Below are 13,802 nucleotides of genomic sequence, written 5' to 3'. Positions count from 1 at the left end.
GGGCCTAGGTGAACACAGGGAGGGGAACTTGAGTGGCGAGGAAATCTCGCGCCTCTGAGCGCAGAGATGTAGACCTTCCGAGTAGGGCTAAAATATCCCGTGCGATCCACTCGAAATCCCATTCAAGGAGATAGTCAGGCGTGTTGTATCTCTGGCAGAACGCAGACAAATCATTGCGGGGCTTGCCGCCTTCAAGGCTAATCTGAAGGACAGCACCCTTTAGAAAAGTGGTTGAGGGATTTGTGAGATGTCTGACCCACATTTGGCTGTCATGACTGCTCATCATACGAGCGAGTGTGACTTCTTTTTCGGACATTACCCACATATGACGACAGACTGACCTTGCGCTCACATTCCCGGTTGCCGTAAAGCAGCTTGCCGATGGGAGAAATGATCCGGACAGGTGGTCGGTTAGAGCGAGTTCTGCAAATGCTTCGAGAGCGATTTGCTTTACAAAGGATATCTGATACATAAAAGCTGTATCTATTATCTTGCGTGCGCGGCGCAATATTTTTCATTCGAACAGAAGCCAGAATTCCATTTGATCCCTATGGGACTCGAACGCGAAATCTGCGCGGCCCTCTACGACACTGACCTTGCGTGCGAAACCTCCGTGCCGCTGGCGCGATGCCGCCTAGCGCGTCGCTTCATCCAGACGTTGGGAGCCCTCCTCGCTGGCCCAGTCGCCGTAAAGGGTTACCTCGTAGGCCGGGCGAGAACTCCAAGGGACCATCCACTGGTGGGCAGATCGGCGGGCGTGGGGCATGCTCGTATTTATTGAGCGGCGACGCCGAAACGCGCGGCGTCAATCGTCGCCATCCCGCACAGGAGTCTGCCTTGGCCGCCGATGCGAAAACCATTTGGGATGTGGCGGACACCGCCCTCACCATCGGCGGCACGCTGATCGCTGCGGCCCTTGGTGCATGGTTCACTGAGCGACAGGCCAACAGAAGGCTGGCCAAGGAGCGCGAGTTCAAGCTTGAGGATGAGGCGTCATTAGCCGCTCGCTCCCAGGCCAAGCTCGATGGACAGCGCGCGTCGGCCCGGATGATCCTCGCGTTCCATTTGGAACGTTATGCCGAGGCCTGCGCACACGTGATTTCCGACAACAACGAACCCGATTTGGAGCAGGCAACTGGCCTTGCCGCGTTCGAGCCCTGGCCCACTATCGACTGGGAACTGCTGGGGGCAAAGGAGACCGCTCGCATCCGGGATATCGAGGTGCGGGTAAGGATGCGGGAGTCGTTCGTCCGAGGAGACGTTGATCAGGCCGCCTTCAACGCGGACGACGCCGCTGAGTTTTATTCGGTTGGGGCAGCGAAACTGGGGCTCGATGCGTGGTCGGCGGCGTCTGACTTGCGACGCGAGGCTGGCGTGTCTCCTTTGGAGTTTCCGTCTGATGGAGAGGGCTGGAATTTCGTCGAGACGCTTGAGCGCGAGTTAGCCCGACATCAGGCCGAACGGGCCTCGTGGAAATCGCCCGACCTCTGACCCTTGCCTTAAGCGTTGACCTTGTTCGCACTTCACGATTCATGGTCGTGGGAGGCGAACATTGGCCAAGCTTACGCAATCGGAACTCGAACGACACCTGTGGCAGGCGGCGGATATCCTGCGCGGGCACGTCGATGCGGGGAAGTTCAAGGACTACATCTTCGCCCTGCTGTTCTACCGGCGCCTCTGCGACGTGTGGGACGAGGAGTTCGAGGTTCTGCTGGCCGAGACGGGCGACCGCGAGGAGGCGGCTGATCCGGACGAGCACCGGTTCGACGTTCCGCCCGAGCATCACTGGAACGCCGTTAGGAAGCACTCCACCCAGATCGGTCAGCACCTGAACAACGCGTTCAACGCCCTGATGGACCGCAACATGCGGCTTCAGGGCGTGTTCGGCGACGTGGACTTCGCGAACCAGGAGCGATTCCCCGACGCGCGGCTGGAGAAGCTCCTTGCCCACTTCGAGAAGCACCGGCTGCGGAACAGCGACGTGCCGCCCGACATGCTGGGCGACGCCTACATGTTCCTCATCGAGCAGTTCGCCGAAGGCGCGGGCAAGAAGGGCGGCGAGTTCTACACGCCCCGGCAGGTCGTGAAGCTGATCGTCGAGTGCCTCGATCCCCAGCCGGGCATGTCGATCTACGATCCCACCTGCGGCTCGGGCGGTATGCTGCTGGAGGCGGTTCAACACCTGAAGGACAAGGGCCAAGACCCGCGCAGCCTGTCGCTCTATGGCCAGGAGAAGGAACTCGACACCTGGGCCATCGCCCAGATCAACCTGTTCCTCCACGACATTGACGACGCCTTCATCGCCAAGGGCGACACGATCCTCGATCCGAAGCGGTTTGAGCCGAAGACGGGGGAGTTCGCATCCGGCGTCGGCGCCTATGACCGGGTGCTGGCCAATCCGCCCTTCTCACAGAAGGTCTGGGGTCACGAAGTCTGGACCAACGGCGATCCCTATGGGCGCGACGAATATGGCGTGCCGCCGAAGGGCTATGGCGATCTCGCCTTCGTCCAGCACATGGTCGCCTCGCTCAAGGACGACGGCATGTTGGGCGTCGTCGTTCCGCATGGCGTGCTGTTCCGAGGCGGCGCCGAGGGACGTATCCGCGAGGCCATGCTGAAGGCCGACATCATCGAGGCGGTAATCGGGCTGGCGCCCAACCTGTTCTACGGCGCGGGCATCCCGGCTGCGATCCTGATCATCCGCAAAGCCAAGCCCTCGGAGCGGCAGGGCAAGGTGCTGGTTATCAACGGCGACGCCACTTTCACGCCGGGCAAGGCCCAGAATCATCTGACTGACGCCAATTTGCGGACGCTGGCCGACGCATTCCACGGCTTCGCCGACATCGAAAAGCTGGCGCGGGTTGTGGCGGTGGATGAGATCACCGCCAACGGCAGCAACCTCAACATCAGCCGCTACGTCCAAACCGGCGCGGATGCCGAATCCGTCGATGTGGCCGCCGAGGTCGCCAAGCTCCAAGACCTAATCGCCAAGCGCGACGAAGCCGAGGCTGTGATGTTCGGTCACCTGAAGAAACTCGGCTATGTCGAGTGAGGCACCGGAGGGGTGGCGGCTCACCAAGCTCGGCGAGATTGCCGGGCTGTCTGGCGGCACAACGCCATCGAAGGCCAAAGACGCCTATTGGGCGAACGGGAGCGTGCCGTGGGCCACGCCTTCGGACATCACATCTCTGCCGCTCGGTCAGACCCGTATCGCTGGCACCGAGACGCACATCACCGAGCTTGCATTGAAAGAGTGCTCGCTCCGGCTGAACGCACCAGGGACCGTCCTCATGACCTCGCGCGCGACTATCGGCCATGCGGCGATTAATGACGTGCCGATGACGACAAACCAGGGATTTCTGACCCTCACTTGTTCGGAGGACAGCGACCCGGATTTCCTTTGCCAGTGGCTGAATGCGAACCGAAGTGCACTTACCGCTGCGGCGGGCGGAAGCACCTTCAAGGAGCTAAGCCGAGGCACGGCAAAGCTACTTCCAATTCTTCTCCCCCCGCTCGACGAGCAGCGGCGGATCGCCGAGGTGCTTCGGTCGGTGGACGAGGCAATCGAGGCGCAGGACAAGGTTTGTCGCCAGTTGTCGGCTGCTTTCACCGGCGCGTTGGAGGCTTGCTTCTCCGCCGCTGAATGGCCCAGCTACCATTTGGGCGACCTGTGCCAGTCGATTCAGGTCGGCATCGTCGTCAAGCCAGCCGCCTATTACGTCGAAAGCGGCGGGGTTCCAGCCTTGCGATCACTGAACGTGCTCGAAAACCGGCTTGCGCTCGACGATCTTGTTTACATCTCGGAGGCTGGCCATCAGGCGAACCAGAAATCCAGCCTTCGCGCTGGAGATGTCGTCACACGTCGAACTGGCGAGCCGGGCAAGACCGCTATGATTCCCTCAGGGTTCGAGGCGGGGTTGAACTGTATCGACATCATTTTTTCCCGCCCGAAGGACTGCCTGCGCTCGGCCTACCTTTCCTTCTTTATGAACTCCAAAGCCGCGAAGCGTCAGGTTGCGGGCCTCCAGGGTGGGCTGGCTCAGCAGCATCTGAATGTCGGCGAGATGAAGAAGCTGATGCTTCCGCTGCCCGATCTCCGAGTGCAGGATCAAACCGTCGAGGTTCTAGACGATATGTGGGCCAGCTTGGAATCGTCGCGGCACTCGCTTCTGAAGCTCTCTGCGCTCAGGGCAAACTTGGCCGCCGATTTACTCTCCGGTCGCGTTCGGGTGCCCGCGTGAGGCTCGGTGAAGCGGCGATCTCAAACCTGACCGAGATTGCCTACGACACCGGCATGACCAGCAGTCGGCTGATCGCGTTTTTCAACTCTTTCGGCATGAACGAGCCTGTCGTGCGTATGCTCGACAGCAAAAGAAGCTTCGCGGAGCGGGCTTGGCGAACTCTGAACGGGACCGAATACCTCGCTGAGGCCGTGAATCAGATTTTGAGCCCACATTACTTCCCTGGCGTCGGTGATCGTCAGAACCGCGTCGATGCGCTCAAGCGGTGTGTCGCACGGGATGGGTTTGATCTGGTTGACGACGGCTACCGAACCGAATTGGTCGTTCGATCTGGAGCGGCTGCCACTGGAGTTCTTGAACACCTCAAGTCCCACGGGGAGAAGTTCAGCCACGACAATCTCCTCACCCGCATCCGAAACATCGAACGCACCTGCGAAAGCAGTCCTGCCGATGCCATCGGTTCGGCCAAGGAGCTCATCGAAGCCGTGGCGAAGGACGTAATCGAGCGCAGTGGTGAGGTGCCTGAGAAGGCATCCAGCCCATCGGCACTCGTGAAGCACGCGCTGCGATGCTTGGAGTTGGCGCCGAGTGACATTCCTGACCGGAGTCGCGGCGTAGATTCCATCCGGGCGACGCTGAATGCTCTGGCGAACATTGCCCACCAGATGGACGAGCTTCGCGGGTTGTATGGGTCCGGGCATGGACGCGCCAGTTCTGCACGCAGCCTCTCCCCTCGGCATGCAAGGCTGGCCGTTGGCGCAGCGGGAACGCTCTGCTTGTTTCTTTTCGAGACCTTTGAGGCTCGGGGAGCAGGTCAATGAGCGAATACCGTCTCGCCGAGAAGCCCGCGCTCGATGCCCTGACGGCGATGGGCTACGTCGCGCTTCATCACGAGGCGGCGATGCTGATGCGGCAGGAGCCGAACCGCGTCCTGCTGAAGCCAGTGCTGATCGAGGCTCTTCAGGCCGTGAATCACGGGCTGGGCGCCGAAGACGCCGAGGCGATCTACAGCGATCTTTCCACCCTGTCGGACAACGAGGAATGGCAACGTCGTCTGCGCGGCGCCTATTCCCGGCGGCTGAAGGGCGAAGCCAAGGACAAGCCGGTCGAACTGATCGACTTCAAGCGGCCCGATAGGAACCGCTACCACGTCGTGCGCCAGTTCAAGGTCGAGGCCCAGCGGTCGCGTATCGCCGATCTGGTGGTGTTCGTGAACGGCATCCCGCTGGTCGTGATCGAGGCGAAGTGCCCACTGAAGGCGGCGGATCGATCCGGTCAGGCGTTCGAGCAGATCAAGCAGTATGAGCGCGACATCCCGCGCCTGTTCTATCCCAACGCCTTCAACATCGTGACCGATGGGATGGCGACGCTGTATGGCGCGACCGATGCGAAGGCAAAGTTCTACGCCCCCTGGACCGACCCGTGGCCGCGCACCCGAGACGAGTTCGCCGACGATCTGACCAAAGACCTATGGTGCCTGCTGGAGCCGTCACGGCTGCTGGACCTGCTGGCGCACTTCATCGTCGTCGAGACCCATCCCGAAACCGGGCGACCGATCAAGAAGGTCTGCCGCTATCAGCAGTTCCGAGCCGTCAACAAGGCGGTGATCCGGGTCGCCGAGGGGACCAAGAAGAAGGGTCTGATCTGGCATACCCAAGGCTCGGGCAAGAGCCTGACGATGGTCTTCCTCGCCCTGAAGCTGAAGACCCATCTGACGCTCGACGCGCCGACGCTCCAGAATCCGAACATCCTCGTCCTGACCGACCGCATCGATCTGGACGATCAGATTTCCAAGACCTTCGTCGCCTGCGGCCTGCCGAATCCGAAACAGGCGGCGTCGGTCGGCGAACTGCGTGAGGCCGTGGCGCGCGGCGGCTCGGGACAAATCCTGCTCTCGACGATCTTCAAATTCCAGGGATCGAAGGAGCCGATCCCGAATTCGGAGGACTGGATTGTCTTGGTGGACGAGTGCCACCGCACGCAGGAGAAAGACCTCGGCGCCTTCCTTCAGGCGACCCTGCCGGAGGCCCGCTACTTCGGCTTCACCGGCACGCCGATCAAGAAGGCCGACAAGGACACCTATGCCCGGTTCAGCGAGCCGGGCGAGACATACTTGGACAAATACGGGATCGACGACGCCGTGCGAGACGGCGCGACAGTGCCGATCCTCTACGAGGGCCGGAAGACCGAGTGGTCGATCAACGAAGCTGAGATCGACATCCTGTTCGACCGTTGGTTCGTCGATCTGTCCGACGAGAAGCGCGAGAAGCTGAAGCAGAAGGGCGTCAGCCTCGCCCTCATCGCCAAGCACCCTGAGCGCATCCGGCTGATCGCGCGCGACATCTGGGAGCACTTCAAACAGACCTGCCGCCCGGACGGCTTCAAAGCGCAGATCGTGGCCATCGACCGCGAGTCGGTCGTGCTCTACCGCGCCGCTCTGGCCGACGTGATCGCCGCTGATCTGGGGAAGGGCGGGATGAGCGAGGCGGATGCGGCGGCCAAGGCCGACCGGATGATCGCCTGCGTCTTCTCCAAGAGCCAGGAAGATAACAAGCCGTCCGAGGATGCCGAGATCGCCGCCCTGCGGTCGCAACTGGAGGCGCACTATCTCGACGACGACGGCGAGAAGGCGGCGAAGAAGGCGTTCAAGGGAAAGACCGACGAGCCCAGTTTCCTCATCGTCTGCGACAAGCTGCTGACCGGCTTCGACGCGCCGAACGAGCACGTCATGTATCTCGACAAACCCTTGCGGGAGCATGGCCTGCTTCAAGCCATCGCGCGCACGAACCGCACCTGCTCTATCAAGCGACCGGACGGTTCAACCGTGGACAAGTCCCACGGGCGGATCGTGGACTACATCGGCGTCACCCAACACCTGGACGAAGCCCTGGCGTCCTACCGCGCCGACGACGTGCAAAACGCCCTGCGTGATCTCGACCTGCTGCGCCGCGATCTTCGGAAAACGCACGCCGAGTTCATGCGCCAGCGGCGGCTCCTCGGCCTCGACGGCATGGATGAGAAGGCTGCCGCCTATGCCGCAGAGAAGCTTGTCCAGGATGGGCGGGAGGACGACTGGTTCGAGCTTCAGCGGCTGGGCCGCCACTTCGTTCGCACCTACGGAGACTTGTCACCCGATCCGGCGGTCCTCGACTTCACCGCCGACATGAAGTGGACCGCCGTCTTTCTGCGACTGGCTCAGCAGGCAATCACCAAGGACGAGAGCCTCGATCACCTCAGCTACTCCGGCAAGATCAGGGACATGCTGGAAGAGCACGTCCGCGCCACCGGCCTGACGACAACTGTCCGTTTACGGAACATCACGGACCCCGAGTTCAAGGGCGACTTCGATACGGAAGAGAAGTCGGAGGAGGAGCTTCACGAGGCGTTCGTCCGGAAGGCCGCCGAACTGAAGCGGGTCACCCGCGAACTGGTGGACAAGAACCCCGCCCAATACGGTCGCTTCTCCGAGCGGGTGCTGGAGATCATCCGCCGGTTCGAGGAAGGCCAGATCGCCGCCGCCGAGGGGCTGAAGGACTTCGAAGACCTGACCGGTGGAATCGAAGCCGAGGCGGGCGCGCATGTCGGAATGGGCATGGACGAGCGCGCCTTCGCGATTCTGCGGATCATGGAGCCGCACGCCCCTGAGGCGGATCATGCGGCGATCCAGGTCGTCGCTGTGGAGATCGGCGACCTCTACGCCCAGGCGCAGACCAGCCAGCCGTCGTGGTTCTTTATGGACGGCTACAAGAAGGAACTGCGGCGCGAGGTCCGCAAATTCCTCCGGCCTTTGAATCTCGGCGACGCCAACACGGTGCGCGACGAGATCGAAGCCTATGCGGTGCACGCCTACGCCGAGGTTGGCTGATGGGCATCGTGCGCATCGGCCAGACCGAGGTCGCCTATGAACTCCGGCGATCCGCAGCGGCCTCGGAGCGGCGGATCACGGTCACGCCCGGCCATGTCGAAGTCCTGGCTCTGACGACGGACGACGACGCGGAGATCGACGCCTTCCTGACCCGCAAGCGGCAGTGGTTGTTCAACACGCTGCGCGAGCTTGAGGCCGTCGTGACCAAGCGGGCCGTGGTGCCGCGCTTCATGACGGGCTCGAAGATTCCGTATCGCGGACGGGTGGCGAAGCTGACCGTGCGTCGGCATGACGGGCCCCACCTCGAGATTGCGTTCAAGAATGGATTCGTTGTGGACCTGCCGACGTGGGTCCGAGGCGAGGACCAGGACGGAATCGTCGCCACCGAGATCAAGCTGTGGCTCAAGCGGCGCGTGCGCCGGGATGTCACAGAAATCGCCGCTGCCTATCAGAGGCGGTTCGGTCTCAAGCCTCGAACGATTCGCGTGGCCGACATGAAATCCGGCTGGGGCGCCTGCGGCCCAACCGGCGCGATCCTGATCAACTGGACCCTCGTCTTCGCGCCCAAGGCGGTGCTCGAATATGTGGTCGCCCACGAACTGGCGCATCTCAGGGTTCGATCTCATGGCCCGGAGTTCTGGGCCGAGATGGCGGCGATCATGCCCGACTACGCCCGTCCCAAGGCGTGGCTGGATCAGCATCAAGGGGCCTTGGATGACGGCTTCCTCAGGCCGTCAATGAGGACGCGATGACCGATGAGATCGTGCCTCCGTCTGCCGGAGGGCCGAGGCGGGTTTGGCTGAAAGCCTTCTGGGGATTCAATCCCGGAGAAGACGGCTATCTGGGCTTCACGCGGGAATCAGATCGGGGCCGGTTGATCGACGAGTGGCGGCCCGGCGACCTGATCCTGATTTACGGGGCCGCATCGCCCAACACCAAGGATCAGGACCGGAGGCAGGCCCTCGGGTTTCTTGAGATCGATCCGGTTCCGACAACCGACGCCGACCGCTCCTCGGCTGCCGGAATGGCACGCAAGCGCGACATGGGCTGGTTGGATCGCTGGAAGCACGCGGTGCCCGTCAGGCGAGCCTGGAAGGTGACCCGCAGGATCGAGGTCAAGCATCTGGCACCCGACACCTACACCCACTCGCGGGCCCGCAACATTGCGTCCCGTGGGGAGCTTCTGGCTGACCACGAGGCGGAAGCCGCCCTATGCCTTCCGGTCGTTCCGGTGAACGTGTTCGGCGAACCGCCGCTGACGGATGTTGAATCTGCCGAGACTACGATGACGGCGGCATTTTCGCCGTCGCGCGGATTCACGCCGTCGCACGGAGAGCGACGAAGCAACTACGAGGACGGCGATGCCTTCCTCTACATGCTGACCTACCAGGGTTGTGTCGCCACGCTCCTAGGGCGGGACAAGGGGGCTGTAGGGCAGAGGATCGTTGCGAAGATCGGCTACTCGAACGACCCGGCGAGGCGGATCGAGGAGGTGAACTCAGGCTTCCCGCCTGCGGCCAAATGTCGATGGAAGGCCGGATTTCAGTCCAAGGCTTTTCCTTCGGCTGAAGCCGCCAAGGCCGCCGAGGATGGCCTTAAGGGCGATCTGAAGTCGCGCGCTGAAAGTCTCGGCGGCGAGTTCTTCTTGGGTGATGAGACGGTCCTTAACTCCGCCTTTTTCGCCGCCGCCGCCCCAGCCGCCTTCCGTGTGATAGCGACGACCAAGTCCACCCGGCGGTAGCCGTCAGATGCTCAGGTTCCGCGAGACCCGGTCATGGACCTTGCGGAACAGATCGACTGGATCGTGGTCCATCGCCCTGGCCAAGGCGATGAATTCCAACACGTCCACGCGTCGCTGGCCGCGTTCGATGATGGAAATGAAAGTCTGATCTTTGCCCAGCCGTTCGGCGAGTTCCGTTTGCGTCAACTTCGAAGCCGCCCGAGCGCGTGTGAGCACATCGACCAGATGCCGATGGTCTCCTTCGAAGACCGTCTTGGACATCGGATCAGGCCTCGCCAGTTCAGAACTGGCGACCCAACTATAGGGAAAATTCCCATAGGCAGATTTTCCCTATCAAGATATGGAATCTTTCCATTCTCTGGAGGGGACATGCGGAACGGGATCGGCTGCGTGACCATGGGCTTGATCGGCTTCGCTGCCGTTCTCGCCTATGGCCAGATATTCGGAGTGCTCAAGGATCAGTTCGGTGAGAAGGCGGCGGATCAGGCCATGGTCTGGATTGTCGGTGCGGCAATCCTGCTCGGCGTTATCTTCGCAGTCCGCGCCACGATACGGGCGCGAGCGGCAGCGGCCAGGATTATCCGCTTCGACCGCGACTATCCCGAAGACCCTGGGCCGTTCGGTCGCTGGTTCAATGGTCAGTCTCGCTTCCGCAACTCGGACCAAATGCGGGTGGACGACGCCGTCAACGCCTTCCTCAAGGCATATGGAGGACGGGCTGTCGTCGGCTATCTGATCCGCGAGGGCTACGAGGGCTTGATCGAAGCCGATCTCCTCGACGTGTTCGATGTGGATCGTGCCCAACGGGTCGGCGCCGGAATCTACTCCGCCACCTATCGCCTGCCTTGGTGGGCTTCGCTGGCGGCCTTGGTGACCGGCGGCATCTTCGGATACCGAGCGACCACACGCCGGTAGGCTGACAGGCTGATTTTTGTAGACAAATCACCGATCCGAGATATCCCATTGGGATGCAATCTGACATCGGTGACAAGGCCCAAGGGCGGAGAACGCCTCGTGCCATTGCTGCGCCTTGGGCCTTGGAGCCCATCGCCAGTCTCGGACCCGAGTTCCTCCATTGGATGACCTGCCGGGCCAGCGTCGTTCGGCGGCAAGCCGTCTTCGCGGTGGCCGCCAAAGGCTGGCTGGCCGAGCCCGAGGGGATCATCGCCCAGGTCGCACCCGATCTTCTGGCGCAAGCCAAGACGGAACTCAGCCGCCTGCTGATGGGTGGCGATCTGCCTCCGATCATGGCCGCTGCCTTCGGAACTTGTCCGGATGGCTACCTCTCCGGCCTGAACCGACTTGGGCCTGACGCCTTCTCCGGCCCCAGCCTTCACCTCGATTTTCATCGCCTCTACGCGGATCGAACCCTCAAGCATCGGCGTCGGGTCGGACAGCACCTGGGGCGTCTGAGTGAAGACCGATTGCGGACGTTGATCGAAGTTGACGAAGCCATGGTGCACGGGTCGGTGCTGCGGCGCAACTTGCCTGTAGAGCGCATGCGGGAACTGAACTCCGCACTCACAGCCGTCAGGGCCGCTTCGACGCCCGATGATGAGCAAGCCATACTCGCCGCATTGCGCGAAAGCGGTGAGCAGCGGGAGATCGACGAACTCCTCAAATCTTGGATTCGCCGGTGCCGGTTCCCGGCCCTGCCGTTCGCTGCCGACGAAGACGCCGGAGTCTTCCCGATTCAGGATGCGCTCGAATTGATGTCCCGATCCCTCACATATCGGAACTGCGCTCGGACGATCCACCGGGCGGTAGATGTGATCTGCGGGCGAGCCGCCTACGTGGCCTACGAACCCGAAGGCATCCCAATGGCCATGGCGATGCTACTTCCGTTGAACACGGGCGGCTGGGTGGTCGAAGGCATCTACGGCGTCGGTAATGGCCCCCTCAGTGCAGACCAAAAGGCGCCGCTGAAGGCATGGCTGGCCAGCCGGGGCGTCGCCAGTGTGAGCCGCCCTGCGATTCCGGACATGTGGATAGCTGCGCTGAAATTGTCCGGTCGTCGGGGCTGGGGCGATCTGGGCGCCGACTTCGACCTCGCTGACTGAGCCGTAACGGGCGCACCTGCGCTGCGCGAGCGTTTCCGATCCCCAAATTCCGTCGATGAGAGATGGCCGATCTCGGTTCTTCTCAACGAGACGGCGAAGAGGTCGAAGCCGAAGGCGTCCCGTAGGGTCGAACCTCGAAGGCGTCAGCCCCGCGTGAGATCGGAGCGGAGCGACGAGCGAACGTGGCGGCTCCGATCTGGCCTGTGATGGATCATCAAACGCACCTCGCCGCGCCTTCGCCTTGCGAGGGCGTGTCGCCGTCGTCGTCTTGTCCGGCTCGCCTTGCTCGCCTCCCTTCCGACTCGGCGTCGTAACGGATGCTCTCTCTTTATAAGGGTTTCGTTACGTAGAAATCTGATGACTGGCAGAAATTGTTAGATCAATTTGGCCTCTATAGGTGCCGTCGTTACGCCAATTCTCACGCGTATGAATAATGAATCCGCTCATGATTTCCGTTATAAATAGAACCGTAGAGGCGAGAATGGTTCGAGCCTCATCATCCGGAAAGTATGGCCAACCAAAGCATTTACTACTTTAGTTCCGCTTCATGTGGCTCCGGCAAGACCGAATGGGCCATTCGTCAGATGGTCCAGAACCGGGGACGCTACGTCTATGTGGTCGATAGGACAGACGAGTTCGAGGGCCGTCGAGAACGCATAAGCGGCGTGTCGGCTGAGGTGGGCAACTGGCCAGCCGTCCGAGCACTGTCGAGCAAGGCCGGGGATGTCGTCACCCGAGACTTCCCTCACACAATCGACCAACTCAGCCTTTCCCCCCACGCCATCCTCATCATCACCCACGAGGCGATGAAGCTGGTCGATCACACCGTCGTCGCGGGCCACGAGTGGCAAATCATCATCGACGAAGACCCAAAAATCTGGAGCCATGCGGCCTTCGATCTTCCCGCCTCCCAGGCCTTCTGGGCCAACACCTACAATCTCGAAACATTCATGGATGGCTATTCGACCATCCGCCCCAAGGCCGACGCGCCGACTTGGCGGGAGATGATGGCTGATGATTTCGCGAGGCCGTTCGCTCCGCTTCATGCCCGGCTTGATCGCGGTCAGACGGTCGTGAACATCGAGAACTGGGCTGACCTGCCAAAAAGGAAGCGGCTCTCGTTCTTCAGCGTGTGGAACGTCGAAGAACTCCTCGTCTACGACCGGGTGACCTTCCTCGCAAACTCGTTCGAGAGCCTCGTTACCTATCGTCTGATCACCGCCCTCTTCGAGTCGATCAAACTGGTCGGCATCCCCCTCATCAGGGCGGTGTCCTGGAAGCCCCGCCGGGTCTCAATCAATTATGTCGCCAGCAATCACCGGGCCGGGACCAACTTCTTCGTCAACTCGCCTCAAGGCCAGAAGGCTGTTGAGGCCTGGGCCGCGTGGGTAAACGGTCGGGCCGAGGCTGTTCATCACTACTGGGCGACCAACCGGAGCCGCGCGATCACGCTTCCGGGCCAGCGGGTTTCACCGAAAATCGCGGGATCGAACGCCTATCGCCACCTCACGCAGTGTTCCGTTCTCTACACGGCCAAAGCTTCCTCGACGGAATCGCGCATATTCGCCGCACTGACGGACGGACTGATCACCGCTGAAGAGGTGATGCGTGACCGGGAGTATGAAGACCTCATCCAGATCGTCTTTCGCTCGTCGCTCCGGATGCCGGACGATGATCGTCCCGTCACCCTGAACGTCTATGACCGCGAGCAGGCGGAATTCCTGGAAGGCTATTTCCGCGATTCCTGCTTCCCCTTCGAGGTCGTGCTCGATCACCATGATATCGGGATCGATTTCGAGGAGCGTCCGGTGGGCCGCCCGACTGTCACCGGCAAGGCCAAATCAAATGCGGAGCGTCAAAGAGCGTGGCGCGAACGTCAGGCACTGAAACGAGCG

At 61.7% G+C, this 13,802-nt stretch carries 11 protein-coding genes; 10 read left to right on the top strand and 1 reads right to left on the bottom strand.

The annotated features are described in order from the left end of the window. Positions 1-837 precede the first annotated feature (837 nt). From J7346_RS14500 to J7346_RS14470, 7 genes are all read left to right on the top strand, one after another. Positions 838-1,491 carry a hypothetical protein gene (locus J7346_RS14500; RefSeq protein ID WP_209120684.1) on the top strand — a complete coding sequence of 218 codons (654 nt, stop codon included), beginning with the start codon at positions 838-840 and terminating at the stop codon, positions 1,489-1,491. Positions 1,492-1,552: 61 nt separating this feature from the next. Continuing rightward, complete coding sequence (locus J7346_RS14495) at positions 1,553-3,052, top strand: class I SAM-dependent DNA methyltransferase (RefSeq protein WP_209120683.1); 1,500 nt, start codon at positions 1,553-1,555, stop codon at positions 3,050-3,052. Then, positions 3,042-4,241, top strand: a complete 1,200-nt coding sequence (locus tag J7346_RS14490) for a restriction endonuclease subunit S (protein ID WP_209120682.1) — start codon at positions 3,042-3,044, stop codon at positions 4,239-4,241. Before J7346_RS14495 ends, J7346_RS14490 begins: the two co-directional genes overlap by 11 nt. After that, entirely contained in the window at positions 4,238-5,062 is an 825-nt protein-coding gene (locus J7346_RS14485; RefSeq protein ID WP_209120681.1) for an abortive infection family protein, read from the top strand. Before J7346_RS14490 ends, J7346_RS14485 begins: the two co-directional genes overlap by 4 nt. Further along, positions 5,059-8,106, top strand: coding sequence for a type I restriction endonuclease subunit R (locus tag J7346_RS14480; RefSeq protein ID WP_209120680.1), 3,048 nt, complete (start codon positions 5,059-5,061; stop codon positions 8,104-8,106). The genes J7346_RS14485 and J7346_RS14480 overlap by 4 nt, the downstream gene beginning before the upstream one ends. Continuing rightward, positions 8,106-8,858 (top strand): SprT family zinc-dependent metalloprotease, encoded by a 753-nt coding sequence (locus J7346_RS14475; RefSeq protein WP_209120679.1) that lies wholly within the window; start codon positions 8,106-8,108, stop codon positions 8,856-8,858. Before J7346_RS14480 ends, J7346_RS14475 begins: the two co-directional genes overlap by 1 nt. Further along, complete coding sequence (locus tag J7346_RS14470; RefSeq protein WP_209120678.1) at positions 8,855-9,847, top strand: hypothetical protein; 993 nt, start codon at positions 8,855-8,857, stop codon at positions 9,845-9,847. The genes J7346_RS14475 and J7346_RS14470 overlap by 4 nt, the downstream gene beginning before the upstream one ends. A 3-nt stretch (positions 9,848-9,850) precedes the next feature. On the opposite strand, the gene J7346_RS14465 is transcribed toward J7346_RS14470, so the two are convergent. Continuing rightward, complete coding sequence (locus tag J7346_RS14465; RefSeq protein ID WP_209120677.1) at positions 9,851-10,108, bottom strand: helix-turn-helix transcriptional regulator; 258 nt, start codon at positions 10,106-10,108, stop codon at positions 9,851-9,853. 108 nt (positions 10,109-10,216) lie between these two features. Between J7346_RS14465 and J7346_RS14460 the strand changes: the two genes are divergently transcribed. The 3 genes from J7346_RS14460 to J7346_RS14450 all read left to right on the top strand — a co-directional run. Then, positions 10,217-10,762, top strand: a complete 546-nt coding sequence (locus tag J7346_RS14460; RefSeq protein WP_209120676.1) for a hypothetical protein — start codon at positions 10,217-10,219, stop codon at positions 10,760-10,762. Positions 10,763-10,815: 53 nt separating this feature from the next. Continuing rightward, positions 10,816-11,907: a hypothetical protein gene (locus tag J7346_RS14455; protein WP_209120675.1), complete on the top strand. Its 1,092-nt coding sequence runs from the start codon at positions 10,816-10,818 to the stop codon at positions 11,905-11,907. Positions 11,908-12,416: 509 nt separating this feature from the next. Then, positions 12,417-13,802 (top strand): hypothetical protein (locus tag J7346_RS14450; RefSeq protein WP_209120674.1); only part of this gene is annotated, 1,386 nt, incomplete at its 3' end.

It is taken from the genome of Brevundimonas sp. A19_0, from assembly GCF_017744255.1.
Lineage (GTDB): Bacteria > Pseudomonadota > Alphaproteobacteria > Caulobacterales > Caulobacteraceae > Brevundimonas.
Note: the sequence above shows the minus strand (reverse complement) of the source record. Positions and strands in the feature narration are given on the sequence as shown.